27 protein-coding genes and 1 riboswitch are annotated in these 25572 nt (G+C 72.5%); of the genes, 12 read left to right on the top strand and 15 right to left on the bottom strand.

The genetic code is table 11. The annotated features are described in order from the left end of the window. Positions 1–61: 61 nt before the first annotated feature. A complete protein-coding gene (locus ACFZDK_RS08335; RefSeq protein WP_390970987.1) occupies positions 62–628 on the bottom strand; it encodes an SAV_6107 family HEPN domain-containing protein in 567 nt (188 codons plus the stop codon). Between the two features lie 180 nt (positions 629–808). On the opposite strand from ACFZDK_RS08335, the gene ACFZDK_RS08330 reads away from it, so the two are divergent. The 5 genes from ACFZDK_RS08330 to ACFZDK_RS08310 all read left to right on the top strand — a co-directional run bounded on the left by ACFZDK_RS08330 (position 809) and on the right by ACFZDK_RS08310 (position 6825). Next, on the top strand, positions 809–1579 hold the full coding sequence (locus ACFZDK_RS08330) for an ATP-binding cassette domain-containing protein (RefSeq protein WP_390970986.1): 771 nt from the start codon (positions 809–811) through the stop codon (positions 1577–1579). After that, entirely contained in the window at positions 1551–3635 is a 2085-nt protein-coding gene (locus tag ACFZDK_RS08325) for a YhgE/Pip family protein (RefSeq protein ID WP_390970984.1), read from the top strand. Before ACFZDK_RS08330 ends, ACFZDK_RS08325 begins: the two co-directional genes overlap by 29 nt. 61 nt (positions 3636–3696) lie before the next feature. Further along, complete coding sequence (locus ACFZDK_RS08320) at positions 3697–4323, top strand: TetR family transcriptional regulator (RefSeq protein ID WP_390970982.1); 627 nt, start codon at positions 3697–3699, stop codon at positions 4321–4323. Positions 4324–4687: 364 nt separating this feature from the next. Then, positions 4688–5302, top strand: a complete 615-nt coding sequence (locus tag ACFZDK_RS08315) for a DUF4126 family protein (protein WP_390970980.1) — start codon at positions 4688–4690, stop codon at positions 5300–5302. Between the two features lie 47 nt (positions 5303–5349). Next, a complete protein-coding gene (locus tag ACFZDK_RS08310) occupies positions 5350–6825 on the top strand; it encodes an FAD-dependent oxidoreductase (RefSeq protein ID WP_390970977.1) in 1476 nt (491 codons plus the stop codon). A 26-nt stretch (positions 6826–6851) separates the two neighbouring features. Here ACFZDK_RS08310 and ACFZDK_RS08305 read toward each other — a convergent pair whose 3' ends face one another. The 5 genes from ACFZDK_RS08305 to ACFZDK_RS08285 all read right to left on the bottom strand — a co-directional run bounded on the left by ACFZDK_RS08305 (position 6852) and on the right by ACFZDK_RS08285 (position 11360). Next, on the bottom strand, positions 6852–7856 hold the full coding sequence (locus ACFZDK_RS08305) for a hypothetical protein (protein WP_390970975.1): 1005 nt from the start codon (positions 7854–7856) through the stop codon (positions 6852–6854). A gap of 56 nt (positions 7857–7912) precedes the next feature. Continuing rightward, positions 7913–8836 (bottom strand): methylenetetrahydrofolate reductase [NAD(P)H], encoded by a 924-nt coding sequence (gene metF, locus ACFZDK_RS08300; protein ID WP_365680325.1) that lies wholly within the window; start codon positions 8834–8836, stop codon positions 7913–7915. Positions 8837–8954: 118 nt separating this feature from the next. Beyond that, positions 8955–9602 carry a thiamine phosphate synthase gene (gene thiE, locus ACFZDK_RS08295; RefSeq protein ID WP_390970971.1) on the bottom strand — a complete coding sequence of 216 codons (648 nt, stop codon included), beginning with the start codon at positions 9600–9602 and terminating at the stop codon, positions 8955–8957. A gap of 35 nt (positions 9603–9637) precedes the next feature. Next, positions 9638–10003, bottom strand: a complete 366-nt coding sequence (locus ACFZDK_RS08290; RefSeq protein WP_390970969.1) for an Rv2175c family DNA-binding protein — start codon at positions 10001–10003, stop codon at positions 9638–9640. Between the two features lie 118 nt (positions 10004–10121). Next, positions 10122–11360 carry an FAD-dependent oxidoreductase gene (locus ACFZDK_RS08285; RefSeq protein ID WP_390970967.1) on the bottom strand — a complete coding sequence of 413 codons (1239 nt, stop codon included), beginning with the start codon at positions 11358–11360 and terminating at the stop codon, positions 10122–10124. Between the two features lie 129 nt (positions 11361–11489). Then, positions 11490–11601: riboswitch (TPP riboswitch) on the top strand. On the opposite strand from ACFZDK_RS08285, the gene thiO reads away from it, so the two are divergent. The 3 genes from thiO (at position 11599) to ACFZDK_RS08270 (ending at position 13766) form a co-directional block, all read left to right on the top strand. After that, positions 11599–12759 carry a glycine oxidase ThiO gene (gene thiO, locus ACFZDK_RS08280; RefSeq protein ID WP_390970965.1) on the top strand — a complete coding sequence of 387 codons (1161 nt, stop codon included), beginning with the start codon at positions 11599–11601 and terminating at the stop codon, positions 12757–12759. Its footprint overlaps the riboswitch before it by 3 nt. Then, positions 12756–12968 (top strand): sulfur carrier protein ThiS, encoded by a 213-nt coding sequence (gene thiS, locus ACFZDK_RS08275; RefSeq protein ID WP_355707857.1) that lies wholly within the window; start codon positions 12756–12758, stop codon positions 12966–12968. Before thiO ends, thiS begins: the two co-directional genes overlap by 4 nt. Before the next feature lie 3 nt (positions 12969–12971). Then, positions 12972–13766: a thiazole synthase gene (locus tag ACFZDK_RS08270; RefSeq protein WP_390970962.1), complete on the top strand. Its 795-nt coding sequence runs from the start codon at positions 12972–12974 to the stop codon at positions 13764–13766. Between the two features lie 146 nt (positions 13767–13912). On the opposite strand, the gene ACFZDK_RS08265 is transcribed toward ACFZDK_RS08270, so the two are convergent. Together ACFZDK_RS08265 and ACFZDK_RS08260 are read right to left on the bottom strand one after the other, a co-directional pair. Continuing rightward, positions 13913–14362, bottom strand: coding sequence for a MarR family transcriptional regulator (locus tag ACFZDK_RS08265; protein ID WP_390970960.1), 450 nt, complete (start codon positions 14360–14362; stop codon positions 13913–13915). After that, positions 14359–14853 carry a MarR family transcriptional regulator gene (locus ACFZDK_RS08260; RefSeq protein ID WP_390970958.1) on the bottom strand — a complete coding sequence of 165 codons (495 nt, stop codon included), beginning with the start codon at positions 14851–14853 and terminating at the stop codon, positions 14359–14361. Before ACFZDK_RS08260 ends, ACFZDK_RS08265 begins: the two co-directional genes overlap by 4 nt. Positions 14854–14986: 133 nt before the next feature. Between ACFZDK_RS08260 and pknB the strand changes: the two genes are divergently transcribed. Further along, positions 14987–16942 (top strand): Stk1 family PASTA domain-containing Ser/Thr kinase, encoded by a 1956-nt coding sequence (gene pknB, locus ACFZDK_RS08255; RefSeq protein ID WP_390970956.1) that lies wholly within the window; start codon positions 14987–14989, stop codon positions 16940–16942. A 34-nt stretch (positions 16943–16976) separates the two neighbouring features. Further along, positions 16977–17855: a deoxyribonuclease IV gene (locus ACFZDK_RS08250; protein ID WP_390970954.1), complete on the top strand. Its 879-nt coding sequence runs from the start codon at positions 16977–16979 to the stop codon at positions 17853–17855. Here ACFZDK_RS08250 and ACFZDK_RS08245 read toward each other — a convergent pair whose 3' ends face one another. The 5 genes from ACFZDK_RS08245 to ACFZDK_RS08225 form a co-directional block, all read right to left on the bottom strand. Continuing rightward, complete coding sequence (locus ACFZDK_RS08245; protein ID WP_390970952.1) at positions 17856–18347, bottom strand: Pycsar system effector family protein; 492 nt, start codon at positions 18345–18347, stop codon at positions 17856–17858. It abuts the gene before it with no gap. Beyond that, the gene (locus ACFZDK_RS08240; protein ID WP_390970950.1) at positions 18344–19423 is read right to left on the bottom strand and encodes a hypothetical protein; all 1080 of its coding nucleotides are present in this window, start codon (positions 19421–19423) and stop codon (positions 18344–18346) included. The genes ACFZDK_RS08245 and ACFZDK_RS08240 overlap by 4 nt, the downstream gene beginning before the upstream one ends. Beyond that, positions 19420–21627, bottom strand: a complete 2208-nt coding sequence (locus ACFZDK_RS08235) for a hypothetical protein (RefSeq protein WP_390970949.1) — start codon at positions 21625–21627, stop codon at positions 19420–19422. Before ACFZDK_RS08235 ends, ACFZDK_RS08240 begins: the two co-directional genes overlap by 4 nt. After that, positions 21624–22400 carry a hypothetical protein gene (locus tag ACFZDK_RS08230; protein WP_390970947.1) on the bottom strand — a complete coding sequence of 259 codons (777 nt, stop codon included), beginning with the start codon at positions 22398–22400 and terminating at the stop codon, positions 21624–21626. The genes ACFZDK_RS08235 and ACFZDK_RS08230 overlap by 4 nt, the downstream gene beginning before the upstream one ends. Before the next feature lie 110 nt (positions 22401–22510). Continuing rightward, the gene (locus ACFZDK_RS08225; protein WP_390970945.1) at positions 22511–23173 is read right to left on the bottom strand and encodes a cyclic nucleotide-binding domain-containing protein; all 663 of its coding nucleotides are present in this window, start codon (positions 23171–23173) and stop codon (positions 22511–22513) included. A 264-nt stretch (positions 23174–23437) separates the two neighbouring features. Here ACFZDK_RS08225 and ACFZDK_RS08220 point away from each other — a divergent pair, with 264 nt between their 5' ends. Further along, complete coding sequence (locus tag ACFZDK_RS08220) at positions 23438–23992, top strand: DUF4396 domain-containing protein (protein ID WP_390970942.1); 555 nt, start codon at positions 23438–23440, stop codon at positions 23990–23992. Between the two features lie 12 nt (positions 23993–24004). Here the strand turns inward: ACFZDK_RS08220 and ACFZDK_RS08215 are convergent, their stop codons facing one another. Next, a complete protein-coding gene (locus tag ACFZDK_RS08215; RefSeq protein ID WP_355707836.1) occupies positions 24005–24637 on the bottom strand; it encodes a sulfite oxidase-like oxidoreductase in 633 nt (210 codons plus the stop codon). Between the two features lie 182 nt (positions 24638–24819). Between ACFZDK_RS08215 and bfr the strand changes: the two genes are divergently transcribed. Next, positions 24820–25299, top strand: a complete 480-nt coding sequence (gene bfr, locus ACFZDK_RS08210) for a bacterioferritin (RefSeq protein ID WP_390970940.1) — start codon at positions 24820–24822, stop codon at positions 25297–25299. Positions 25300–25314: 15 nt separating this feature from the next. On the opposite strand, the gene ACFZDK_RS08205 is transcribed toward bfr, so the two are convergent. Beyond that, positions 25315–25560: a (2Fe-2S)-binding protein gene (locus tag ACFZDK_RS08205; protein ID WP_359209546.1), complete on the bottom strand. Its 246-nt coding sequence runs from the start codon at positions 25558–25560 to the stop codon at positions 25315–25317. Between the last annotated feature and the right edge of the window lie 12 nt (positions 25561–25572).

Raw genomic sequence — 25572 nt, 5'->3', positions numbered from 1 at the left:
TCCCCCGCGCGTCCGGGATCTCCCCTCCCTGTTCTCGCACCTCCGGGATCCCCCCTCCCGGTCATCCCGCGTCGGGCAGCCCTCTTCCGGGGTCGCCGTCCGGCTGCCGCTCGCCGTCCTGGCGGCGCGGTTGCGGCAGCACCGGCTGGAGGACGAGCATCCGCTCGACGATGCGCAGGAACATCGCGACGTCGCGTATCAGGTCGTCGGCGTCGCGGCGGGTGGCTGCGCCCTGGATGCCCGCCACGGCGCGGGCCCGGCGGCCGGCGCCGGAGGCGAACAGGGCGCTCCACTCGGTCAGCTCGGGTGTGACCTCGGGGAGCACCTCCCAGGCGCTGCGAATGCGGGCCCGGCGCCGGGGCGAGGTCTCGGGGCGGGCACGGGCGGCGAGCACGGCGGCCGCGGTGCGCAGGGCGGCCAGGTGGGCGGTCGCGTAGCGCTCGTTCGGAGTGTCGAGCAGCTCGGCCTCGTCGAGGGCGGCACGGGCCTGGGTGAGCAGGTCGAGGGCGGCGGGCGGGGCCGTGGCCCGGCGGAGCACGGGGTGCACGTCGCTCGCCGGGCCGGTCAGTGAGGGGGCAGGGCCGGTGGCGCGGCGCCGGTGGGCGGCGGCCGCTGACGAGTTGGCCATGACGATCCTCCTGTCGTCTGGGTGACGGCTCCCTCACACGGGGTGCCGTATGTGCCCATCGTGCGGTATGCCACTGACAATCCGTTCTGACCTGGGCTTTTGCTTCGATCGGAAGTTCGGGCTAGTTTTTGCACTGACCAGTCAGTTCAAAAACGGGGCGGACGTGGAAGAGGGGGACCAGTGCACGGCGTACCTGTCACGGCCGAGGGCCTGGGGCTCAGGGGCCCGCGGGGCTGGGCGTTCCAGGGGATCTCCCTGGACGCCGGGCCCGGCGCGCTGATCGCGGTGGAGGGGCCGTCCGGCTCCGGCCGCACCTGTCTGCTGCTCGCGCTCACCGGCCGGATGAAGGCCACCGAAGGCACCGCGCGCGTCGGCACCGCCCGGCTGCCCAAGCAGCTGGCGGCCGTACGCCGGATCAGCGCGGTGGCCAACGTCGCCGGGGTCACCGACCTCGAACCCGCCCTGACCGTCGGCGAACATCTGCGCGAACGGGCCCTGCTGCAGCGCCGGTTCGGCGACTCCCTGCGCGACCTGGTGAGGCCGCGCGCCGACCGGGGCGCGCGGGCACGGCAGCTCGTCGACGACGCCCTGGCCGCCGCCGGGCTCGACCCGGAGTCGCTGCCGAAGGGCACCCGGACCGCCGTGCGGGATCTGGAGCGGATCGAGGCGCTGCGGCTGTCCGTGGCGCTGGCCATGACCGGAAAGCCCCGGCTGCTGGCCGTGGACGACGCGGACCTGAAGTTGTCGGAGGCCGAACGGGACGAGGTGCGGGCGCTGTTGGCGTCGATCGCCGCGTCCGGGACAACGGTGGTGGCGGTGTGCGGGGAGGCGATGGCGGGGGCCGTCGTGGTACACACCGGCAGCGCCGAGGCAGCCGAGGCACTTGAGACACCCGACGCACCGGAGAAGAAGGAGGCCGGCGATGCGCTCGCCGCGACTGGCCGCGCTTGAGCTCAGGCGCTTCGGACGGGGGAAGCTGCCGCGCGCGGCCCTGGTGGCCCTGCTGGTGCTGCCGCTGCTGTACGGGGCGCTGTACCTGTGGTCGTTCTGGGATCCGTACGGCCGGTTGGACCGCATCCCCGTGGCACTCGTCAACGACGACCGGGAGGCGACCGCGAGCGGCAGGAAGATCAGCGCCGGCGACGACATCGTCACCGGGCTGCGCGACAGCGACACCTTCGACTGGCACGAGGTGAGCGCCGCCGAGGCCCGGCGGGGCGTCGAGAACGGCACCTACTACCTGTCGCTGACCATGCCCGCCGACTTCAGTGAGCGCATCGCCTCCAGCGCGGGCGACTCTCCCGAGACCGGCGCGCTCCAGGTGCGCACGAACGACGCGAACAACTACATCGTCGGGCAGATCTCCCGGACGGTCTTCAACGAGGTGCGTTCGGCCGCGTCCACCAAGGCGTCCCGGTCCTTCCTGGACCGGATCTTCATCTCGTTCTCCGACATCCACGGGCAGACCGTGAAGGCCGCCGAGGGCGCCGACACGCTCACCGGTGGCATCGGGAAGGCCGAGAAGGGGTCGAAGGACCTCGCGGACGGGCTGAAGGACGCCAAGACCGGCAGCGCGAAGCTCGCCAAGGGCATCAAGAAGCTGGACGCGGGCGCCGGGACGCTCGCGGACGGTTCGCGGCAGGTCGCGGACGGCACCCAGGAGCTCGCGGACAAGGTCGACGCCGTCTACGGCGAGGTCGGCCCGTATCTGGAGAAGAACGAGAAGACCATCGGCGACACCGCGCGGCTGGTCGCCGACTCGGCGCAGACCGTCCGCGACAACCTGGGCGTCCTGGTGAAGGCCGCCCCGGCGGCGGCGAAGACCGCCCACACCGCGGCCGACACGCTGGACGAGGTCTACCGCGCGCGCTGCTCGGCGGACCTGCTGACCGACCCGGTCTGCCCCGACCTGAAGAAGGCCAGGGACGCGGCCGACGACGTGGCGGCCGTCGCCGACGACCTCGACACGCTGATCGCCGACCAGAACGGCGACCTGAAGACGCTCGACGGCAACCTCGCCACCCTCCAGCAGCAGGCCCGGGCCCTCGCCGACCGCGCCCCGCACCTGTCCGAGGACGTCGCCGACGCCGTCAAGAAGATCGACAAGCTGAACGACGGCGCGGCCCGGGTCGCCGCGGGCGCCGCGAAGCTGCACACCGGCCTCGGCACGGCCGGCACCGGCGCGACGGGCCTCGACACGGGCGTCGGGAAGCTCAGGACCGGCGCCTACGACCTCAGCGGCGGGATGTACAAGCTCGTCGACGGCTCGGGCCGGCTGGCGGGCGGTCTGCACGACGGCGCCGACAAGATCCCCGACTACGGCACGAAGGACCGCGAGCGGCGCACCGGAGTCATGGCCGACCCGGTCCAGCTGGCCTCCCGGGACCTGCACAAGGCGCCCAACTACGGCACCGGGTTCGCCCCGTACTTCATCCCGCTGTCCCTGTGGGTCGGCGCGATGGTGGCCTACATGCTGATCCAGCCGCTCAACCGGCGCGCCCTGGCGGCCGGTTCGGCGGCCTGGCGGATCGCGCTGGCGGGCTGGCTGCCGGTGGTCGCGGTCGGGGTGCTGCAGACGGCCGCCCTGATGGCCGTACTGCACTGGGCGATCGGGCTGCAGATGGCCCGCGCGGCCGGCACGGTCGGCTTCCTGTTCCTGGTGACGGCGTGCTTCGCGGCGCTCGTGCAGTGGCTGAACGCGCGCTTCGGGGCGGCGGGGCGGATCCTCGTCCTCGCCCTGCTGATGCTCCAGCTGACCTCGGCGGGCGGCACCTATCCGGTGCAGACCAGTCCGGGCTTCTTCAACGCGATCCACCCGTTCCTGCCGATGAGCTACGTCGTGGCGGCGCTCAGGAGGCTGATCACGGGCGGCGGCCTGGGCCCGGTGTGGCAGGCCTGCGCGGTCCTGACGGCGTTCACGGCGGGTGCCCTGGCGCTCACCGCGCTGTCGGCCCGGCGCCGCCAGGTGTGGACGCTGGACCGGCTGCATCCTGAACTGAGCCTGTGAGGCCTGCATGACCTCCCCTTCCGTGCCCGCGCGGGCCACCGTTCCTGTGAGAATCAGGACCATGGAAAGCAGCAGCACCACGGGCGGCGGCACGCGCCGAGAGGCCACCCGGCAGAAGCTCTACGAGGCAGCCGTCACCCTCATCGCCGAGCAGGGGTTCTCCGCCACCACGGTGGACGAGATCGCCGAACGGGCCGGGGTCGCGAAGGGCACGGTCTACTACAACTTCGCGAGCAAGTCGGTCCTCTTCGAGGAGCTGCTGCGGCACGGCGTGGGCCTCCTCACCGCGTCCCTGCGGGACGCCGCCGAGCAGACCGCGCGGGAGGGCGGCAGCCGGGTCGACGCCCTGGACGCGATGGTCCGCGCGGGCCTCGTCTTCATCGACCGCTACCCGGCCTTCACCCAGCTCTACGTGGCCGAGCTGTGGCGCACCAACCGGGCCTGGCAGTCCACGCTCATGGTGGTCCGGCAGCAGGCCGTCGCGGTCGTCGAGGGCGTGCTGCGCGAGGGCGTGGAGAACGGCGAGTTCAGCGACGAGATCGACGTCCAGCTGACGGCGGCCGCACTGGTGGGGATGGTGCTGGTGGCGGCCCTGGACTGGAAGTCCTTCCAGCCGGAGCGCTCCCTGGACGACGTCCACGCGGCCCTGTCGCGGCTGCTGCAGGGACGGGTGAGCGGGAAGGGCTGAGCCGGATGTGCGAAGGCGCCGGCCCTCCGGTGGCCGCGTCCCCCGCGGGCCACCGTAGGACCGGCGCCTTCCGTGCTCCCCCGTACTCCCCCGGTTTCCGGTCGTTCCCCCGGGTCCCCTCTCCCCCGTGTCTCGCTTCCGCCGACGTGCATCGGCGGAAGGAGCGGTCGAGGGCGCCTCGGTCGTTCCGCCGCCCCGTGTCGGCGGTGCCGGGCCGCGCGCCCCTTCCCGTGTCTCCACTCTCTCGTTCACGCAGGTCGCGGCCCATCCGCGCGCGTACTCAACTCGCTCCCTAGGTACACGTACTCAGGTCTGCGCACGCACGCCCACCACGCGGCGCCGCCGACTGGTTACGATCGCGTCCGTGTCGGTACTCCCCTTGGTCTTCACCAGCGGCTGGGCCAGCGGAATCAACGCCTACGCGGTGGTGCTGCTGCTCGGCTTCTTCGGCGCCACCGGTCTGAGCGACGATGTCCCCGAGACACTGCAGCGCCCCGAGGTGCTGATCGTCGCGGGCGTGCTGTTCCTGTGCGAGGCGGTCGCGGACAAGATCCCGTACGTCGACTCGGTGTGGGACTCCGTGCACACCGTGGTCCGCCCGCTCGCGGGCGCCTGGGTCGGCGCGCTGCTCGCCGGGCAGAGCGGCTCGCTCAACGACGTGGTGGCCGGGCTGGTCGGCGGTTCGACGGCGCTGGCCAGCCACAGCGTCAAGGCCGGCACCCGGATGGCGGTCAACACCTCCCCGGAGCCGTTCAGCAACATCGTGCTGAGCTTCGCGGAGGATCTCGGGGTCGCCGGCATCGTGTCGTTCGCCATGTTCCACCCGCTGGCGGCGGCGATCATCGCGGCGGTGCTGCTGGCCACCGGACTGATCGTGCTGGTGTTCCTGGTCTCCCGGATCCGGCGGTTCTGGCGCCGCCGCGCCCAGCGCCGGGAGGAACGGCGGCTGGCGGCGCACCCGGGCCGGCCACCGGGCTGACGGCCCGCCGGACGGGACTGTCGGTGGCGGTCGATAAAGTCGCGGGCATGGGACGGATTGCGGTGATCGGCGCCGGGACGGGCGCCATGGCGGCGGCCGCCCGGCTGGCCGTCGCGGGCCACCGGGTGACGGTGTACGAGCGTACGGAGACGTACGGCGGTGCGCTGCGCCGCTTCGAGCGCGACGGGTTCGCCTTCGACACCGGCCCCGGGCTGCTGCCGCTGCCCGCCGTGTACCGCGACCTGTTCGTCAAGACCGGCAAGGAGCCGCTGGAGGACTGCGTCGAGCTGGTCCAGGTCGACCCGTCGGCCCGGCATGTCTTCGCGGACGGCACGGCGGTCTCGCTGCCGAACGCGTCCCGCGCGGGCGTCGTCACCGCCCTGGACGAGGCGCTCGGGTCGGGTGCCGGGCAGCGCTGGGGCGACTTCCTGGTGCGGGCCCGCGAGGCCTGGGACCGCACCCGGCGCCCCCTCCTGGAGGAGCCGCTGTGGCCGAACTGGCAGGTGCTGGCCGAGCGCGAGCCGTACCCGTCCGTCCCGCACAAGAAGCTGCTGCGCACCCGCCGGGCCGGCACGCTCGCCGAGATCGGCGCCTGGGAGCTGCGCGACGAGCGCCTCGCCGCGCTCCTGGAGAGCCATGCGCTCGCCTACGGCCTCGACCCGCGCACCGCACCGGCGAGCGCGGCCGTGCTGCCGTATCTGGAGCACGCCTTCGGCACCTGGTATGTGCGCGGTGGCATACGGGAGTTGGCGCGCGCGGTGTACGAGCGGTGTGTGCAGCGGCGGGTCGCGTTCGTGTTCGGCGCCGAGGTCACCGGGGTCGTGGAGAAGGACGGCCGGGCGGCGGGCGTGGAGCTGGCCGGCGGTGAGGTGGTCGACGCGGACTTCGTGGTCGCGGGCATGGCGCCGGACGCGCTGGGCCGCCTCGCGGTGCGCGCCGAGGGCGGGCCGGCGCCCCGGCGAGGGCTGCCGAGCCGGCTGACGGTGCTGCTGGCGCTGCGCGGCGGGCGGCCCGAGGGGACCGCTCACCGGACCGTGGTGCACGCGCCGGACCGGTCCGCGGAGCTGGACGGCCTGTTCGGCTCCGGCCCGGCGGCGCCGGGGACCGTCACCGTCCTGCGGCCCGACGACCCCGCGCTGACCCCCGACAACGGTCACGAGGCGGTCGCGCTGGTCTCGACGGTGCCCGCCGGGACCGGCGCCGATCCCGTGCGGACCGAGCAGATGATCACCGCCGCCGAGCGGGCCGTTCCCGGACTGCGGGACCGGATCCTCTGGCAGGAGGTGCGCACCCCGGCGGACATCGCGGAGGAGACCGGCGCGGCAGGCGGCGCGGTGCCGCCCCCGGCACTCGCGGCGGCCGCCGGAGACCTGCTGTACCCGTCCAACACGACCGACCTGCCGGGCCTGTTCACCGCCGGAGGCTGGTCCCACCCCGGCGGCGGGCTGCCGCACGCGGGCATGTCGGGGGCGCTGGTGGCCGGACTGATCGTGGAGGGACCGGAGTTCCGCGGCTCGCAGTGAGCCGGCGGGCTCGGCGCGGGGAAGCTTCAGAAACGGTACTGCTCGTCGTACCCGTTGCCCTGGTGGCCCTGACCCTGGCCCTGCTGCTGCCCGTCGCCCTGGTAGGGATACGGCTGCTCCTGCGGGAGTTCGCCGCCGTAGGTCTCGTCGGCGCGCTGCTGCGGGACCCAGACGCCGTCGGCCGGGGTCTCGTAGCCGCCGGTGCCGTACTGCCCCTGGGCGTAGCCCTGCTGGTCGTACTGCTGGGTGCCGTACGACTGGTCGTACCCGGCGCCGCCGTACGTCTGGTTGCCGATGTACGGGTCGGAGTAGTTGGCGTACTGCTGCTGGCCGCCGCTCGTGTCATAGCCGTACTGCTGCTGGCCGTAGCCGGAGTAGTCGTACGCGTAGTTCTGGTCGGTGCCCTGGGCGGCGTACGACGGGTCCTGGCCGGCGGCGGCGTAGGCGGCCTGCTGGTCGCCGGCGGCGGCGTAGCCGGAGCCGTCGCGGTAGACGCCGTAGGAGCCGGTGTCGTCGGGCATCGGCTGCGGCTCGTAGACCGTCGTGGACTCGGCGGCGGAGGGCTGCTCGCCGGGCCGGGCGGCGTTCGGGGTGAAGACGTCGTCGCGGTCGTAGTCGTCGTCGCCGTAGACGGGGGTGCTGCCCGTGGCGTAGGCCGCCTGCTGGCCGGCGTAGGCGGCGTCGGCCGCGTCCGGGTCGGTGGCCTCCAGGCCCGGGTCCTCGTCCGGCTCGCCGCGACGGCGCCTGAGCAGGCCGCCTTCGTCACCCTCCGTGCCCGGACGCTTGACCGCCCAGCCGGCCTCGAAGCCGCGGCGGAAGGACAGCGTGACGTAGGTCTGGCCGACCGCGAAGGCGATCGCGCCCACGCCGATGACGATGACGGACGGGATCAGGACACCGAAGACGACTCCGAGGAAGCCGACGAAGGCGAGCAGCCGCCAGCGCAGCCGCGCCTTGTACTGCAGCAGTACCTCGCCGAGCAACCACAGCGCGACGATGCCGAACGCTGCGTAGAGGACCGTCCAGCCCATGTACGCCCCTCTCCCAGTGACCGCTACGCAGTGTGTCGTACTCCGGTGCGGCCGGTCTAGGCCCGCGGGGGATGGTGCAGGCCCAGGTTTTCGTAGATTTCCAGCGTTGCCGTGGAGTTGTTGAGCGTGATGAAGTGCAGTCCGGGCACTCCCTCGGCCAGCAGCCGCGCGCAGAACTCCGTGGCGAATTCGATGCCAATGGAGCGTACCGCCGCCGGATCGTCTTTCGCTGTGAGGATCCGCTCTTTCAGGACGTCCGGGAAGACCGCGTTGCTGAGTTTGGGCAGCCGTTCCAGCATCTTCACACTGGTGACCGGGAGAATTTCCGGAATCACCGGCGTCTCGCAGCCGGCCGCCGCGACCGAGTCACGAAGGCGAAGGTAGGACTCGGGCTGGAAGAACATCTGCGTGATGGCGTAGTCGGCGCCCGCGCGGCACTTGTCGACGAAGTGCCGGACGTCGGTGTCCCAGTCGCCGGAGCGCGGATGCATCTCCGGGAAGGCGGCGACGCCCACGCAGAAGTCGCCCGACTCCTTGATCAGCCGGACGAGTTCGGCGGCGTAGGTCAGGCCCTGCGGATGCGCCACCCAGTCGCCCATCGGGTCGCCGGGCGGGTCACCGCGCACCGCGAGCATGTTGCGGATCCCGGCGTCCGCGTACTGGCCGATGATGTTGCGCAGCTCGGCCAGCGAGTGGTCGACCGCGGTGAGGTGGGCGACCGGGGTGAGCGTGGTGTCGGCGACGATCTGCTCGGTCTCCTTGACCGTGCCCGCGCGGGTGGAACCGCCGGCACCGTAGGTCACGGAGACGAAGTCGGGGGCGACCGCCTCGACCCGCCGGAGCGCGCTCCACAGGTTCCGCTCACCCTTGGGGGTCTTCGGCGCCGAGAACTCGAACGAGTACGTGGTTTTGCCGGAGGCGAGCATGTCGCGCACGGTGCGTGCGCGGTCAGTCCTGGTGGATGCAGTTCCTAGGGCCATACTCGCAGGTTAGCCAGGGGCGGACGGTGACCCAACCGCGCTCGGGAAATTCGCCCGGTTTGTCGGCCTCCCGTCCGGATACTGGACATGTTTCCGGACAGCCGGGCCGGACGGTGCGCTACGCCGACCGCAGCCGCTTCGCGAACTCGGCCGCCGCCGCGCCCGGGTCGTCGGCGTCGGTGAGCGCCCGGACGACGACCACCCGGCGGGCGCCCGCCTCCAGGACCTGGTCGAGGTTGCCCAGGTCGATGCCGCCGATGGCGAACCAGGGGCGGTCGGTGCCCAGGCCGGCGGTGTACCGCACCAGGTCGAGGCCGGGGGCGTGGCGGCCGGGCTTGGTGGGGGTGGGCCAGCAGGGGCCGGTGCAGAAGTAGTCCACCCCGTCCTGGACGGCGGCCGCGGCGGCCTCGGACCCGGCGTGCGTGGAGCGGCCGATCAGGACGTCCGGGCCGAGGATCGCGCGGGCGGCGGGTACCGGCAGGTCGCCCTGGCCGAGGTGGAGCACGTCGGCGCCGGCCGCATGGGCCACGTCCGCCCGGTCGTTGACCGCGAGCAGCTTGCCGTGCCGGGCGCAGGCATCGGCGAACACGGCGAGGTGCTCCAGCTCCTCGCCGGCCTCCATGCCCTTGTCGCGCAACTGCACGATGTCGACACCGCCCGCCAGGACCGCGTCCAGGAACTCGGCGAGGTCACCCTGCTCCTTACGGGCGCCCGTGCAGAGGTAGAGACGGGCGTCGGCCAGCCGGGCGCGGGCGGTGTCGGTCATCGTCTTGGTCCCCCGTTGAGTCGGTACTGGCTGCCTCAGACGGCGAGCGCCTGGGCGCGGCGCTTCACCTCCGTACCGCGATTCTCACTCAGCGCCTGCGCGGGGGTGCCGGGCAGGGTCTCGTCGGGGGTGAAAAGCCATTCCAGCATCTCTTCGTCGCTGAAGCCGTCGTCCCGCAGGAGCGTCAGGGTCCCGGACAGGCCCTTGACGACCTTGTCGCCGTCGATGAAGGCGGCGGGGACGTGCAGCGCGCGGTTCTCGCCACGGCGTACGGCGATGAGCTGGCCCTCCTTGACCAGCTGCCGCACACGCGTCACCTCGACGTCGAGCATCTCTGCGATGTCGGGGAGGGTGAGCCATGCGGGGACGAGAGCATCGATGTTTGCGTCAATCTCGGTCACGGGGTCAAGGGTAGGCGTTTTGGTGGTTCGGGCGCGATGGGTGGGTGTTCGGGTGCGGCGCCGTGGGGGCTGATCGCGCCCACGCGGCGGAGCCGCACATGCCAACAGCCCCGCGCCCCTAAAGGGGCGCTGCGGTCGCATCTTTCAAGGGGCGGGCCGGATCGGCCAGTGCCTCGGCGTCCATCTGGCGCCCCGCCTCGATCAGCCGTCGTCCCTGTGCCAGATCACGCGGGCGACCGACGGCCAGGAGGGCTACCAGGCGGTCTTCGCGCAGCCAGCAGACGCTCCAGGACGGGCCGGACGGATCGCCGCGCCACACCAGCCGGTCGGCGGACGCGTGGTGGCCGGCGTACTGGACGAAGCGGCCGAACTGTTCGGACCAGAAGTACGGCACGGGGTCGTAGACGGCGTCGGTCTCGCCGAGGATGTTGGCGGCGACGGTGCGCGGGCCCTGGAGGGCGTTGTCCCAGTGGTGGATCAGCAGGCGCTCGCCGTAGCGGCCGGACGGGAAGGAGGCGCAGTCGCCGACCGCGTAGACGTCCGGGACGTTGGTGCGCAGCCGGTCGTCGGCGAGCACCTCGCCGTGGGAGCCGAGCTCGATGCCGGAGCCGGTCAGCCAGGAGGTGGCGGGGCGGGCGCCGATGCCGACCACGACGGCGCCCGCGGGCACCTGTGAGCCGTCGTCGAGCATCACCGCGCCGGGCTCGACCCGCGCCACGCGCGCGTGGGTGCGCAGGTCGGCGCCGCTGTCGGCGTACCAGGCGGTCATCGGCACGGCCACCTCCGCGGGCAGCGCCCCGGCGAGCGGACGGTCGGCGGCCTCCACGACGGTGACCGCGCAGCCGGCCTCGCGGGCCGCGGTGGCGAACTCGGCGCCGATCCAGCCCGCGCCGACGACCACGACGTCGTGCTGCCGGACGAGCACGGGCCGCAGCCGTTCGGCGTCGTCGAGGGTGCGCAGCAGATGGACGCCGGGCACGCCCTCGGTGCCGGGCAGCGTGATCGGCTCGGCTCCGGTGGCGAGGACCAGGACGTCGTAGGGCACCGGTCCGGTCTCGGTGTCCAGCTCGCGGTCGGCGGGGCGCACGCCCAGCGCCTCGCGGCCCAGCGCCAGCTCGATGTCGAGGGCCTCGAAGTCGACCTCGAAGGCGGAGTTCTCGGCCTTGCCGAGGAGCACGGCCTTGGAGAGCGGCGGCCGGTCGTACGGCTGGTGCGGTTCGGCGCCGATCAGTGTGACGGGGCCGGTGAACCCCTGTTCGCGCAGGGCCACCGCGGTCTGCACCCCGGCCATGCCCGCGCCCACGACGACCACGCGCCGCGTCTGTGACGTGCCCTGTTGCTGCGTCTGCTCGCTCACCTGATCACCATAGACAAGAACGATAGACAACTGACAAACAGTCAGTCATGGGGCGTGCTGGGTGACGTCTTCCACAGCGCGGGCCCAGGCCGTCTTACCCGGGCGGAGCCCCGCGGGCTAGGGTGGCGGGCAAGCACACGCGGGAGCCCGGACGCACCGGGCTGAGAGGGAGGCTGGCGGCCTCCGACCGTACGAACCTGATCCGGGTCATGCCGGCGAAGGGAGGGGCTGGACGCCCATGTCCTCACATACGTCCGACGTCCTCGTCATCGGGGGCGGAGTCATCGGCCTGGTCACGGCCTGGCGGGCGGCTCAGCGCGGGCTCGCCACCGCCGTGGTCGATCCCGAACCCGGCGGCGGGGCCGCGCAGGTGGCGGCCGGGATGCTGGCCGCGGTCACCGAACTGCACTACGGCGAGCAGACCCTGCTGGGGCTCAACCTGGCCTCCGCCCGCCGCTATCCCGACTTCGCCGCCGAGCTGACCGAGCTCACCGGCCACGATCTCGGCTACCGGCGCTGCGGCACCCTCGCGGTCGCCCTGGACGCCGACGACCGGGCCCATCTGCGGGAGCTGCACGCCCTTCAGCAGCAGTCGGGCCTGGAGTCGGAGTGGCTGTCGGGCCGGGAGTGCCGGCGCCTGGAGCCGATGCTCGCGCCGGGCGTGCGCGGCGGGCTGCGGGTCGACGGCGACCACCAGATCGACCCGCGCCGGCTGGCGGCCGCCCTGGTGGCCGCGTGCGAGCGGGCCGGGGTGGTGTTCCACCGGGACTGGGCGGAGCGCCTGGAGGTGGTACGGGGGCGCGCCACCGGCGTCCTCACCCGCACGGGTGACACCTGCGGCGCGCGGCAGGTGGTACTGGCCGGCGGGAGCCTGAGCGGACAGCTCGCGGGCGTGCCCGACGACGTGCTGCCGCCGGTACGGCCGGTGAAGGGTCAGGTACTGCGGCTGACCGTGCCGAAGCGGTACGCGCCCTTCCTCAGCCGGACCGTACGGGCCGTGGTGCGCGGCAGCCAGGTCTACCTGGTGCCGCGGGAGAACGGCGAGCTGGTGGTCGGCGCGACCAGCGAGGAGCTGGGCTGGGACACGACGGTCACCGCGGGGGGCGTGTACGAGCTGTTGCGCGACGCGCACGAACTGGTCCCCGGGATCACCGAGCTGCCGCTCACCGAGACCCGGGCCGGGCTGCGCCCCGGCTCCCCCGACAACGCGCCGCTGCTCGGGCCGACCCGTCTCGACGGCCTGCTGCTGGCCACCGGGCACTACCGCAACGGGGTGCTGCTCACGCCGGTCACGGGGGACGTGATGGCGGAGCTGCTGGCCGGCGGGGAGCCGCCGGAGGAGGCCCGTCCGTTCACGCCGAGGCGATTCGGCGCCGTACTCGTGGAGCAGACCGCATGAACCTCTCCGTCACCATCTCCGTCAACGGCGAGCGCCGGGAGATCGCCCCGGGCACCGCGCTCGACACGCTCGTACGGTCCCTCACGCCCGCGCCCTCCGGGGTGGCCGCGGCGGTCAACGAGACCGTCGTACCGCGCGGCGAGTGGCCGGGCACGGCGCTCGCCGAGGGCGACCGCGTGGAAGTCCTCACCGCCGTGCAGGGGGGCTGAGCCATGGCCGACGATCCGTTCGTCCTCGGGGGTACGACCTTCTCCTCGCGGCTGATCATGGGGACCGGGGGTGCGCCGAGCCTGGAGGTGCTGGAGCGGGCGCTGGTCGCGTCCGGGACCGAGCTGACCACGGTCGCGATGCGGCGGGTGGATCCGGGGGTACGGGGGTCCGTGCTGTCGGTCCTCGAACGGCTGGGCATCCGGGTGCTGCCGAACACGGCCGGGTGCTTCACGGCGGGGGAGGCGGTGCTGACGGCCCGGCTGGCGCGGGAGGCGTTGGGGACCTCGCTGATCAAACTGGAGGTCATCGCCGACGAGCGCACGCTGCTGCCGGATCCGGTCGAGCTGCTGGACGCGGCGGAGACGCTGGTCGACGACGGGTTCACGGTGCTGCCGTACACCAACGACGACCCCGTGCTGGCCAGGAAGCTGGAGGACGTCGGGTGTGCGGCGGTGATGCCGCTGGGGTCGCCGATCGGGTCGGGGCTCGGGATCCGCAACCCGCACAACTTCCAGCTGATCGTCGAGCACGCGCGCGTGCCGGTGATTCTGGACGCGGGGGCCGGTACGGCGTCGGACGTGGCGCTGGCGATGGAGCTGGGGTGTGCGGGGGTGATGCTGGCGTCGGCGGTGACGCGGGCGCAGGATCCCGAGCGGATGGCTCACGCCATGCGGGCCGGGGTGGAGGCGGGGCGGTCGGCCCGGCTGGCGGGGCGGATTCCGCGGCGGCACTTCGCCGAGGCGTCCTCTCCTGCCGAGGGCCTGGCCGTGCTGGACCCCGAGCGCCCCGCGTTCTGACCGCCGGTCCGGTCACGTTTCCCTCTCCCACCCACGCACCGCCCGGCACTGTTCGCCGAAGAGGTGGCCCCCTCCCGTGGGGGCCGAGCGCCGTCGGCGGCCTCCGGGCGTGCGTGGCCTTCGGGCGGGCGTGGCGGGGCCGTGCCTCAGGCGTCGGCCAGTTCCGCGTTGGCGCGCTGGGTGATCAGGGTCAGTACGCGGCCGGCGACGGCGAGGTCCTCGGGCGGGATGCCGGCGTACAGGCGGGCGGCTATCCCGCCGCTCTCGGCGGAGACGCGCTCGTACAGGTCCCGTCCGGCGGCCGTGGGCCGCAGCCGGGACGGGTCGGCCGGGTCGGCTTCCAGCAGCTTCGCGGCCAGCAGTTCCTCGATCACGCCGTGCACGAACGAGTCGTCGTTCTTCAGTGCGCCGGTGACCTCGCCCACGAGTGCGTCGCGGCCGACGGGCTCGGCGGCGATCGCGACGAGCCGGAGCGTCAGGTTCTGGTGGAACGTGACGCCGTGGCGGTCGAGCACGCGCTCCAGGAGGGCACGCGGGGCGTGGTGGGCAAGGCCGATGATCCGGGCGTTGACGGCGGGTGCGGTGGTGGTGGTCATGACTGCTCCTTCTCGTTCTCGGTCTCGTTCTCGGTGTACGGATCAAGAGGTGCGTCGAGCAGGATCGCGAGTTCGCGGGTGAACTCCCGCGCGCGGGGGCCGCGCTGTCCCCCGAGGGGCTCCAGCAGCTGGTCCAGCAGGCCCTGGACCACCCTGATCGCCCGGCGGGTGATGTCGCGCCCCTGGTCGGTGAGCGCCAGCCGGATGGCGCGCGGGTCGTCCGGGTCGCGGGTGCGGGCGACGAGTCCGGCGGTCTCCAGGGCGCGGGCGAGCTTGGAGACGTAGAGCGGTTCGAGGCCGGTGTGGTCGGCGAGCTCACGCTGGCTGGGCCGCAGACCGGTGCGCCCCATGCCGTACAGCGACGCCATCACCGCGTACTGGGCATGGGTCAGGCCCAGCGGCGCGACCGCCCGGTCGACGGCCACCCGCCACTTCGTCGACAGGCGCCAGACCAGGTATCCCGCCGTCGCGCTCTCAGCTGCTTCGCTCACGGAAAATACAGTACATGGATACTATGTACATGGCTACTATTTTCGGGTGTCGAGCGTCACAGCTCCGCTGCAGTCCGGGGAGTGAGCGGTCTTACCTGTGGGACTGTCAGTCCGGGCTCGTACACTCGCCTGCGTGGATATGACCCTTCAGGACCCTCTCGTCGGGCAGGTGCTCGACGGCCGTTATCGCGTCGACGCGCGGATCGCCGTCGGCGGGATGGCCACGGTCTACCGGGCCCTGGACGTCCGGCTGGACCGTGTGCTCGCCCTGAAGGTGATGCACCCGGCCCTCGCCGTCGACGGGTCGTTCGTCGAGCGGTTCATCCGGGAGGCCAAGTCCGTCGCCCGGCTGGCCCACCCGAACGTCGTCCAGGTCTTCGACCAGGGGACCGACGGGACGTACGTGTATCTCGCGATGGAGTACATCGCCGGGTGCACCCTGCGTGACGTGGTGCGCGAGCGCGGGGCGCTGCAGCCGCGGGCCGCGCTGGACATCCTGGAGCCGGTGCTCGCCGCGCTGGGCGCCGCGCACCGCGCCGGCTTCGTGCACCGGGACATGAAGCCCGAGAACGTGCTGATAGGGGACGACGGGCGGGTCAAGGTCGCCGACTTCGGTCTGGTGCGGTCCGTGGACAGCGTCACCAGCACGACGGGGGCCGTCCTCGGGACCGTGTCCTATCTCGCGCCCGAGCAGGTCGAGAACGGGGCCGCCGATCCGCGCGTCGACGTGTACGCGTGCGGTGTCGTGCTCTACGAGATGCTCACCGGGCAGAAGCCGCACGACAGCGACTCGCCCGCGGTGATCCTCTACAAGCACCTCCACGAGGACGTGCCGCCGCCGTCCGCCGTCGTGCCGGGGCTGGCCTACGAGCTGGACGAGCTGGTCGCCCTCGGCACCGCCCGCAACCCCGAGGTCCGGCCCTACGACGCCGTCGCGCTGCTGGCCCGGGTGCGGGAGGCCCGGGCCGCGCTCCGCGACGAGCAGCTGGACGCCGTACCGCCGCAGGCGCTGGCGGCGGGGCACGACATGGCCGAGGACCGGACGAGCGTGATCCCGCGGTCCCTGACCTCCCCCATGCTCGGCCACGCTCGCGCGGGGGGGCGCCCATCCCGGCCGCTGCCCGTCAACGAGGCGGACGAGGGCGTCCTGCGGACCAGCCGGTTCGAGGCGCCCCCGGTCCCGGAGCGGCGGCGCCGGTCCGGCTCCCGGCGGGGGCTCATCACCCTGCTGGCGGCGCTGCTCGTGGTCCTCGGCGTCGGCACCGGGGTCTGGTACATCAACTCCGGGCAGTTCACCAAGGTCCCGCCGCTGCTGGCGAAGACCGAGGGCCAGGCCACCGCACGGCTGAAGGAGGCCGGGCTCGACGTCAAGACGGTCGAGCACGCCTACAGCGACACGGTGAAACGGGGCACGGTGATCAGCACCGACCCGGCGGCCGGACAGCGCATCCGCAGCAACGACTCGGTGACGCTCACGATCTCGGACGGCCCCGAGACCGTGAACGTGCCCGATGTGCAGGGGCGGACGCTGGCCAGGGCCAGGGCGCTGCTCAAGGCCGACGGGCTCGCGCCGGGCATGGTGACCCGGGAGTTCAGCGACAGCGTGCCCAAGGGGTCGGTCATCAGCACCGACCCGGGCACCGGGACGAAGCGGCACACGGGCAGCGCGATCGCGCTCGTCGTCAGCAAGGGCTCGCCGGTCGACGTCCCGGACGTCACCGGTGAGGACCTGGACGACGCCCGGCAGGAGCTCCAGGAGGCCGGGCTGAAGGTGACGGTCTCGGCCACCGAGGTCAACTCCGAGTACGACCAGGGGCAGGTCGCCCAGCAGACCCCGGCGGGCGACGCCCGGGCCGCCGAGGGCGACACGGTGACGCTGACGCTGTCCAAGGGACCCGAGATGGTCGAGGTGCCGGACGTGGTCGGGGCCACGGTCGACGACGCGACCAAGCTGCTGGAGCAGTCGGGCTTCCAGGTCAAGGAGGACCGCGGGCTGCTCGGGCTGTTCGGCAACACGGTGAAGCAGCAGTCGGTGGACGCCGGGGAGCAGGCGCCCAAGGGGTCGACGATCACGATCACCATCCGGTGACCGGGGCCCGGCCCCGGCGTGACACCCTTGACGGGTGAAGAGTCAGCACTCCGGCCCCCTCCGCAACCCCGTCGGCGGGCATGTCCCCGTGGCCGGCGGCCTGCACTCCGTGGGGCTCTCTTACGCGCGTGAGCTGAAGGCCGAGACCGTGCAGGTCTTCGTCGCCAACCCGCGCGGCTGGGCCACCCCGGCGGGCAGCCCCCAGCAGGACGAGGACTTCCGCGCGGCCTGCGCGGAGGGATCGATCCCGGCGTATGTGCACGCCCCCTACCTGATCAACTTCGGCTCGCACACCGAGGCGACCGTGGAGAAGTCGGTGGAGTCGCTGCGGCACTCGCTGCGGCGCGGGCGGGAGATCGGGGCGCTGGGTGTGGTCGTGCACACCGGGAGCGCGACCGGCGGCCGGGCCCGGGAGGTCGCCCTCAAGCAGGTGCGGGCGCACCTGCTGCCGCTGCTGGACGAGCTGACCCATGACGACGACCCGTTCCTGCTCCTCGAGTCCACCGCCGGTCAGGGTTTCTCGCTCTGCTCCCGGACCTGGGACTTCGGGCCGTACTTCGAGGCGCTGGACGCGCATCCGAAGCTGGGCGTCTGCCTGGACACCTGCCACATCTTCGCCGCCGGGCACGACCTGACCGGGCCGAGCGGGATGCACCAGACGCTGGACCTGCTGGTGGACACCGTCGGCGAGGGGCGGCTGAAGCTGATCCACGCCAACGACTCCAAGGACGTCGTCGGCGCGCACAAGGACCGGCACGAGAACATCGGCGCCGGGCACATCGGCGAGGATCCGTTCCGCGCGCTGATGACCCACCCGGCGACCGCGGGCGTACCGCTGATCATCGAGACGCCCGGCGGCAAGGAAGGGCACGCGGCCGACGTCGAGCGTCTCAAGCAGCTCCGGGAAAGCTGATCAGCCGGCCGCCAGCGGCACCGCCGCCAGCAGCAGCCCCGCCCCCAGCAGCGCCATCGACCGGCGCAGCCAGCGGTACTTGGCCGACAGGATCACGCTGACGTCCTGGAACTGGGTCAGCAGCCAGCCCACCGGATCCGCCCCGGCCTCCGCGGCGGCGCGGCGCAGCGTCTCCGGGTCGCCGGCGGTGAGGGCGTCGGCGTAGAAGGTCGGGCCGGGTGCCGAGCGGACCGTGCGGGTGCGGGGCACGATCACCGCGAGCAGCAGCAGCGTGCCGGCCGCCCACAGCACCCCGCCGACCACGAGGAAGGCCAGGGCGACGCCGGAGGCGCCGGACGGCGCCCCTCTGCCGAGCGCCAGCGCCGGCACCGCGACCGCCCCCGAGAGCAGGACGGACGCCTTGACGTCCGCCCTGCCCAGGTCCTCCCGCACGGTCAGCAGCAGCCGTTCGGCCACGTAGTGCGCGGCGGCGTCCGGGTCGCCTGCGGTCATCGGCGTGCCTCGGGGCTGGAGTCGTCCTCCACCCCCGTCCCCTCTCCGGGGATGGCGTCCGTCGGCGGGGCCGGCGGAACCGGCGGGGGCGCGTCGGCCGGGAGCAGCGGGGGCGCGGGCGGCATCGGCGGTATCGGCAGCGAGGTCGGGGCCTGCGGCAGGCCGTTGGGAAAGACCCCGGTGGAGACCGTACGGCTGAAGTCGATGAGGGCCTGGACCTGGTCGTCGATCTGGTGGCGCTGCACCACGCCCTGGTTGATCAGGTTGGTCAGGTAGTCCAGGGCGCCCTGGCGCTGTTCGCGGGCCTGCTGCTGGAGCACACCGAGGATCTCGTGGGCGCGGCTCGGGTCGGCGGCCAGCATGTGGGCGTACTGGGCGGTCTCGCCCGCGCCGATCAGCTTCTGCGCGTCGTCGATGTTGGCGGCGATCCGCGCCTTGTTGGCGGTGTCGATGGCCTCCTGGACCATGCTGCCCTTCTCCACCGCGACCATCTGGGCCTGGTGGTCGGCGGCCGCCTGGCCGAGGTCGATACGGACGAACACCTGGGTGGCGAGGCCCAGTTCGGCGCCGAAGTCGCCCCACCGGCCGCTGGCCAGCTCGTCCTGGATGGCCTCGTCGACCTGCTGGGCCGAGTCCAGGCTGTAGCGGCGGCTGAGCCCGCGCAGCCGGGCCTCCAGCGAGGGCCGGAGCATCCGCTCCACGTCGACCACGCGCTTCTCGGCGGCCTGGTAGAAGTCCTGCACCTCCCAGTTGACGTCGGCACCGGCCCGGAACTGGGCCCGGTCGCCATGGGTGGGCAGCTCCAGCTGGAAGGAGACCTGGTGCTGGCCGCGGGCGATCCAGCACACCGAGGTGGGCTTGCCCATCAGCGGCTTGTTGACGTGCTCGGCACCGCGCACGGTGATGATGCTGTGCCCGCCGTTCTTGTAGTAGAGCACCGAGGCCACCTGGCTGTTGCGGTGCCGGTACGCCGCCTGCGGGGCGAACTCGCGGACGAAGGGGCCTCTGAGGTCGTGCGGAAGGACGAACTCCTGGTCCTGGGGCGGCCACGGCTGCCCCCACTGGTTGTTGCTCATGGTGTACTCGCTCCCTGGACCGCGCCCCACAGGCGGCGGACCTGCTGTTCGTTCAGTGGTTGGTCGGGGTCTTCGGTCAGTTCCTTGATCAGGCCCAGCAGTCGGTTGCGGTCGTCGTGGCTGTGGACGAGGAACGGCAGGAACCGCTCCAGCGCGCCGGCCCAGGGCTGGTCGGCCGAGCCGCGCAGCCAGTCGGTCAGGGTCTCGATCGCCGCCTCGTACGATCGCGGGGTCTGCAGCGCCGTCCACAGGAGACCGGCCAGTTCCGGGGCGAGGGCCGGCCGGACGGCGGCCAGGGCCAGCATCAGCGGCCAGTCGCCGTAGCCCTCCAGGTCCTCGTGCTGGTTCCAGAGGTCGGTGACGGGGACGGCGGCGAGATAGACGGTGCTCTGCAGGCCGAGGTCCTGCTGGGGCCGGCGTTCGTCGGAGAGCCAGGCACGGATCCGGCGCAGGGTCTGGGCCTCGGGGTGGGCGCCGGCGAAGTGGGCGACCTGGACGGACGCGTCGGCCCGCAGCCTGCCCTCGTCCCAGACGCCGATCCCGCCGAGCAGGTCGAGGGACTCGCGGACGGTGTCGGTGGCCCGGCCCCGGCCGAGCACCGCGCCCGCGGTCCAGCGTCGCTGCTCGTCGCCGTGCCGGGCCCAGGAGGTGACCAGGGCGCGGACGGCGGTGCCGACCTCCGGGGAGCGCAGGGCCACGTCGAGGACGGTCGCGGCGAACAGCCGGCGGCGCGCCTGTTCGGCCTGGGCCATGGGCTGGACCAGTTCGTGCACGGTGTGGGAGAGGTCGAGCCGGCACAGCTGTCCGGCGGCGACGGCGGCCCGGACCCAGACCTGGGGCCGGGTGTCCTCGCTCAGTCCGGCGAGCCAGCGCAGCACGGGCCCGCGCGCGTTGTGCCGGTGCTGCCAGAGGTGGCCGAGGACGGCCGGGGCGAGGGCCTCGCCGCCGAACCGCACGGTGCGCACCGGCACCTCCTCGCTGCCGACGACCTCCTCGGTGCCGAGTTCGGCGACCGCGCGGGCGGAGACCAGCCGGGCGTCGACACCGTCGCTGAAGAGCGGGCGGCCGGGTGTGGCCTCCGGGTCGACGGTGACGGCCAGTTCCCAGGCGAGCACCTCGGCGGCCTCGGCGACGGAGCTCAGCGAGGCCCCTTCCAGGACGGCTACGGCGATCCGGTAGGCGGCGTCCCGCAGCCGCTCCGGGGTCTCGGAGCGGACCCCGCCGGCGAACCACTCGGCGGCCTGGTTCTCCGCGAACTCGCGGCATTTGCCGAGGAGTTCGTCGTGGGTGAGCTCGTCCTTGGTGTGCCGGGCGAGCAGCCGCGCGAACAGGGCCGCCTCGGCCGGCCGCAGTTCGTCCAGGCCCCGCGCCTCCAGGACGTCGGGGTCCAGGGCGGTGGCCCGGGCCCGCTCGTACAGCTCGGGGGCCTGGTCCTCCAGTTCGAGGGCGAGATGGCCTTCGAGCACGGAGGTCTGGGCGGCCGGGGTGTGGGCGCGGTAGTAGCGGCCGCCGCGGGAGAGCACGTCACCGGGTTCCGGGGTGGCGAGCAGGACCGCGAACGCCTCCTTGGTGCGGAGCAGTTCGCAGAGCCGGTCGAGGCCGGTCTCGTCCGGTAACCCGGTGGCGCTGGGTTCCAGGGCGTAGCCGTGGCCGTCGTCGATCTGCTGGTCGTCCAGGCTGTCCAGGTCGGTGCGCGGGTCGAGGCGGGAGACCTGGCCGCGGGTCAGGTCGTCGAGCAGGGACAGGGCGGTGTAGGCGCGGCCGGTGCCGGGCTGGCCGTACAGGACCAGGAGGCGTCCGCCGCTCAGTTGCTCGCGGTACTCGCCGTAGTCCTCGGGTTCCTGGAAGACCCGGCGCAGCCTGCGCAGTTCGTCGGCCGGGAGCGGGCCGGCGAGCAGGCGTTCGGTCGTCTGCCGGCCGAAGAAGTTCATCGTGCCGACGGATCCGGAGCTGATCAGGGTGCCGGTGCCGTGCTGGCTGACGGCGGAGCGGTAGATCCGGGAGGCGGCGGCCGCCGCTCCGGGGAGTGCCTCCTCGCCGAGCGGGTCGGCGGCGGAACCGCCGATGAGGTCCGACTTCTCCGGTTCGGGCGCGCCGCCGGACTCGGCGCCCTGCGGTTTGTCCGGCTCGGCCTTCTGCTGGGGCTGGGGTTGCTGCTGGGGTTTCGGGTTGCCCTGGGGCGGCGGGGGGTTCTGCGCGTTCACCGGTCACCGCCACGGGGATTGATGTTGATGGTGTCGATGTGCTGCGCGGCGTTGAATTCGCCGCTGCCGTTCTGGGTGTTGTACATGACGTAGGTATCCCGGGAACCCTGGGGAACAGGCGGCCGGGGCGGGGTGCCGCCGCCGGGTCCGTCCGGGCCGTCCTCTCCGTCCGGGCCCGACTCCCCGGGCAGTTCGGGGGGCTGGGGCAGGCCCGGGACCATGAACCAGGCGGTCTTGCGGCCTTCCTTGAGCTCCACGTCGTGCCGGCGGTAGTGGCGGGGTTCCACCCAGCGGCCGCCGGGGCGGACGACGTCCTCGTAGAGCTGGTCGGAGGCGGCCACCACCAGGGGTGCGTCGGCCGCGGCCTTGAGGAGCGCCTTGGCGATGTCGCAGTCGCCCAGCCGGCAGGCCAGGTCGACGGCGCGTCCGGAACGGCCGTGCGCGTCCGCCGTGACCGGGCCGATGTGCAGTCCGGCGCGCAGGCGCAGCGGGGTGCGCAGGCTTCGGTTGGTCTCGCGGAGGTTCTGGTGAAGGTACTCCAGCCACTCCCCCATCACCCGCCGGGGCGGCACGTCCGGCGCCAGCACGCTGAGGATGCCGTCGCCCCGGTCCTCCTGGTAGAGCCGTGGCGGGCGGATGCCGGCCTGTTCGAAGGCGGTGCCCGTGACCTCGTAGAGTCTGCGCCGCATCTCGGGTTTCTCGGTGTCGGACAGCAGGCCCGAGCCCATCGCGTCCACGTTGACGATGAAGCCGTACGCGGCTTCCCCCTCCATCGCTTTCTCCTCCCTGCCGTCCCGCCGGGCCACCGGCGCCTCCGGTGCGATGCTCGCGGAGCCGGCCGGTCGCCGCTGTAGCCGTTTACACAGCACGGGACTCGGTGCTTCTAGGTCTCGTGCGGTTGTCCGGCGGCGAGCAGGCGGAGCGGGTCCAGATCGGCCACGGCCAAAGTGCCGGGGCCGGTGCGGACCAGGCCTTGTTCGCGTAACAGGCGCAGGGCCTTGGCGACGGCCTCCCGGGTGGAGCCCACGGACGCGGCCAGTTCGTGCTGCGCGAGGGGCAGCCGTATGGTCACGGCCTCGTTCTCCAGCCGGCCGGTGCGGTCGGCCAGTTCGACCAGGCGCTCGGCGAGCCTCTGCAGCACGGTCATGGAGGCCAGGGCCCGGCGCTCGTGGTCCGCGCTGCGCAGCCGCTCGGCGAGCTGGCTCATCATCAGCGCGTTGGCATGCGGCCGCGAGGCCAGGAACCGGCGGAACCGCTCCCCGGACACGACCAGGCCGGTCACCGGGCCCAGGGTGCTCACCGAGGCGCTGCGCGGGCGGCCGTCGAGCGCCGCCATGTCGCCGACGACCTCGCCGGCCCGGCGCAGGGCCAGGATCAGCCGGCCGCCGCGCTCGGTCGGGGTCCACACCGTGCACCAGCCGCTGAGCAGGACCACCGCGAACGTGGTGCGATCACCCTCCGCGACGACCGTGTCGTACGGCTGGTACTCGTGCCGGGTGCCGAGACCCGCCAGCGCTTCCCGGTCCCCTGGACCGAGGCCCCCCATGAAGGTATGCCGCTCTCCGAACAGCCCCACCGTCGTCCCCCGACCGCTCGCCCCCGAACCGGACCACAAGCGGAACCCCAAGGGCCCCTTGGATCCGTGTTTGCCCGGCACGTCTCCCGCCAGGCAAGGATCTCAGCGTAGCGCTCTGGGCACGGAAAGTGCCGCCCGTTACCGGAACGAGCCCCAACCCTTCACGGGAATACCCCATGGGGGTATACATGTTGGCGTCACAGAAGGATCCGCACCTGACACCGGGGGTCGGCCATGGACCACGAGCACGCCACGCACGAGCACACCGCCCATACGCACGAACAGCACGCGGCACACGAGCCGCACGGATCGCACGGATCCCATGCATCGCACGGGTCGCACGGCGGCACCGGCGCTTCCTGGACCATGGCCGCCCAGGCCACCCTGCACTGCCTCACCGGCTGCGCCATCGGCGAGGTGCTCGGCATGGTCGTCGGCACGGCCTTCGGCTGGGGGAACCTGCCGACCACCCTGCTGGCGATCGTGCTGGCGTTCTTCTTCGGCTACGCGCTCACCATGCGCGGGGTCCTGAAGGCGGGCGTCGACCTGCGCACCGCGCTGCGGGTGGCGCTGGCCGCGGACACCCTGTCGATCGCGGTGATGGAGCTGATCGACAACGGCACGATCCTGGTCTGGCCGGCCGCGATGGACGCCCAGCTGGGCGACGCGCTGTTCTGGATCTCGCTGGCGATCTCGCTGGTGCTCGCGTTCATCGTGACCACACCGGTCAACAAGTGGACGATCGGGCGGGGCAAGGGGCACGCGGTGGTGCACCAGTACCACCACTGAGTCCGCCCGGCCTCAGAGCTCCGGACCGTCCCCCGGCCCCTCCTGGTAGGAGTAGCGCTGCTCCTGCCAGGGGTCGCCGATGTTGTGGTAGCCGCGCTCCTCCCAGAAGCCCCGGCGGTCGGCGGTCATGTACTCGATGCCGCGGACCCACTTGGGGCCCTTCCAGGCGTAGAGATGGGGGACGACCAGGCGCACCGGGAAGCCGTGCTCGGCGGTGAGGAGCTCACCGTCCTTGTGGGTGGCGAAGATCGTGCGCTCGGCGGCGAAGTCCATGAGGCGCAGGTTGGAGCTGAAGCCGTACTCGGCCCAGACCATCACATGGGTGACATCGGGGGCGGGCGGCGCGAGCTCCAGGACGGTCCACGCCGGGATCCCGCCCCACTCCGCGCCGAGCATGCTGAACTTCGTCACGCAGTGCAGATCGGCGACCACGGTGGTGTACGGCAGGGCGGTGAACTGCTCGTGGTTCCAGGTGCGCACGCCCCCGTCGGCGGTGGCGCCGAAGACCCTGAACTCCCAGCGCTCGGGCCGGAACTTGGGCACCGGACCGTAGTGGGTGACCGGCCAGCCGCGCTGCAGTCGCTGCCCCGGCGGAAGCTCGGACCCCGCGGCTTCTCGAGACGCACGCTCCACCGGATGACCCATGCCTTCCATCCTGACAGACCGCGGGCAGTGCACCCGACCAGGCAGACCGCTCACCGATCATCAAATCGGTCAAATGACACCAAGCGTGGACTTACTTACTAAGTCCGCACTTACTGGACGATCTTCTACGCCGGTGGAATCATGCGCCGCACACACCCCCGTGCGTGGAAGGAGCCTCTGCGATGCAGGGCGACCCCGAGGTCATCGAATTCCTCAACGAGCAGCTCACCGGTGAGCTCACCGCGATCAACCAGTACTTCCTGCACGCGAAGATGCAGGAGAACTTCGGCTGGTTCAAGCTCGCGAAGTACACCCGGCACGAGTCGTTCGACGAGATGAAGCACGCCGAGGTGCTCACCGACCGGATCCTCTTCCTGGAGGGGCTGCCCAACTATCAGCGACTGTTCCACGTCCGCGTGGGGCAGACCGTGAAGGAGATGTTCGAGGCCGACCGGCAGATCGAGGTGGAGGCGATCGACCGGCTCAAGCGCGGGATCAGGGTGATGCGCGAGAAGGGCGACATCACGTCCGCGAACATCTTCGAGGACATCCTCAAGGACGAGGAGCACCACATCGACTACCTCGACACCCAGCTGGAGCTGGTGGAGAAGCTCGGTGAGGCGCTCTACATCGCGCAGCTGATCGAGCAGCCGGAGAGCTGACCCGGGCGGCTCGGCCTAGGCGGCTTCGCCCAGCCCGTCGAGCCCGCCGTCGATCTCGGAGAGCACCGGGCGGCCCTGGTCGGCCAGCTCACGGCGGGGGCAGGCGCCCCGGCCGAGGATCGCCTGGATGCGGCGGACGCACGAACCGCAGTCCGTGCCCGCCTTGCAGGCGGACGCTATCTGGCGAGGGGTACAGGCGCCGTCCTCCGCGTGCTGCTTGACCTGCGCTTCGGTCACCCCGAAACAACTGCAGACGTACACGCGGATTCACCT

Origin of the sequence: Streptomyces sp. NPDC007901 (assembly GCF_042959465.1) — a bacterium.
Classification (GTDB): Bacteria; Actinomycetota; Actinomycetes; order Streptomycetales; family Streptomycetaceae; genus Streptomyces.
This window is presented reverse-complemented; position numbering and strand designations above follow the sequence as displayed.

Bases quoted from the DNA above. Each gene is read 5' to 3' on its own strand.
- ACFZDK_RS08215 (WP_355707836.1), bottom strand. From the start codon at position 24,637: ATGGGTCATCCGGTGGAGCGTGCGTCTCGAGAAGCCGCGGGGTCCGAG.
- ACFZDK_RS08320 (WP_390970982.1), top strand. From the start codon at position 3,697: ATGGAAAGCAGCAGCACCACGGGCGGCGGCACGCGCCGAGAGGCCACC.
- thiE (WP_390970971.1), bottom strand. From the start codon at position 9,602: ATGACCGACACCGCCCGCGCCCGGCTGGCCGACGCCCGTCTCTACCTC.
- ACFZDK_RS08225 (WP_390970945.1), bottom strand. From the start codon at position 23,173: ATGGGGGGCCTCGGTCCAGGGGACCGGGAAGCGCTGGCGGGTCTCGGC.
- ACFZDK_RS08335 (WP_390970987.1), bottom strand. From the start codon at position 628: ATGGCCAACTCGTCAGCGGCCGCCGCCCACCGGCGCCGCGCCACCGGC.
- thiO (WP_390970965.1), top strand. From the start codon at position 11,599: ATGTCCTCACATACGTCCGACGTCCTCGTCATCGGGGGCGGAGTCATC.
- ACFZDK_RS08245 (WP_390970952.1), bottom strand. From the start codon at position 18,347: ATGACCGCAGGCGACCCGGACGCCGCCGCGCACTACGTGGCCGAACGG.
- bfr (WP_390970940.1), top strand. From the start codon at position 24,820: ATGCAGGGCGACCCCGAGGTCATCGAATTCCTCAACGAGCAGCTCACC.
- ACFZDK_RS08305 (WP_390970975.1), bottom strand. From the start codon at position 7,856: ATGGGCTGGACGGTCCTCTACGCAGCGTTCGGCATCGTCGCGCTGTGG.
- metF (WP_365680325.1), bottom strand. From the start codon at position 8,836: ATGGCCCTAGGAACTGCATCCACCAGGACTGACCGCGCACGCACCGTG.
- ACFZDK_RS08230 (WP_390970947.1), bottom strand. From the start codon at position 22,400: ATGGAGGGGGAAGCCGCGTACGGCTTCATCGTCAACGTGGACGCGATG.
- thiS (WP_355707857.1), top strand. From the start codon at position 12,756: ATGAACCTCTCCGTCACCATCTCCGTCAACGGCGAGCGCCGGGAGATC.
- ACFZDK_RS08270 (WP_390970962.1), top strand. From the start codon at position 12,972: ATGGCCGACGATCCGTTCGTCCTCGGGGGTACGACCTTCTCCTCGCGG.
- ACFZDK_RS08310 (WP_390970977.1), top strand. From the start codon at position 5,350: ATGGGACGGATTGCGGTGATCGGCGCCGGGACGGGCGCCATGGCGGCG.
- ACFZDK_RS08265 (WP_390970960.1), bottom strand. From the start codon at position 14,362: ATGACCACCACCACCGCACCCGCCGTCAACGCCCGGATCATCGGCCTT.
- ACFZDK_RS08220 (WP_390970942.1), top strand. From the start codon at position 23,438: ATGGACCACGAGCACGCCACGCACGAGCACACCGCCCATACGCACGAA.
- ACFZDK_RS08240 (WP_390970950.1), bottom strand. From the start codon at position 19,423: ATGAGCAACAACCAGTGGGGGCAGCCGTGGCCGCCCCAGGACCAGGAG.
- ACFZDK_RS08325 (WP_390970984.1), top strand. From the start codon at position 1,551: ATGCGCTCGCCGCGACTGGCCGCGCTTGAGCTCAGGCGCTTCGGACGG.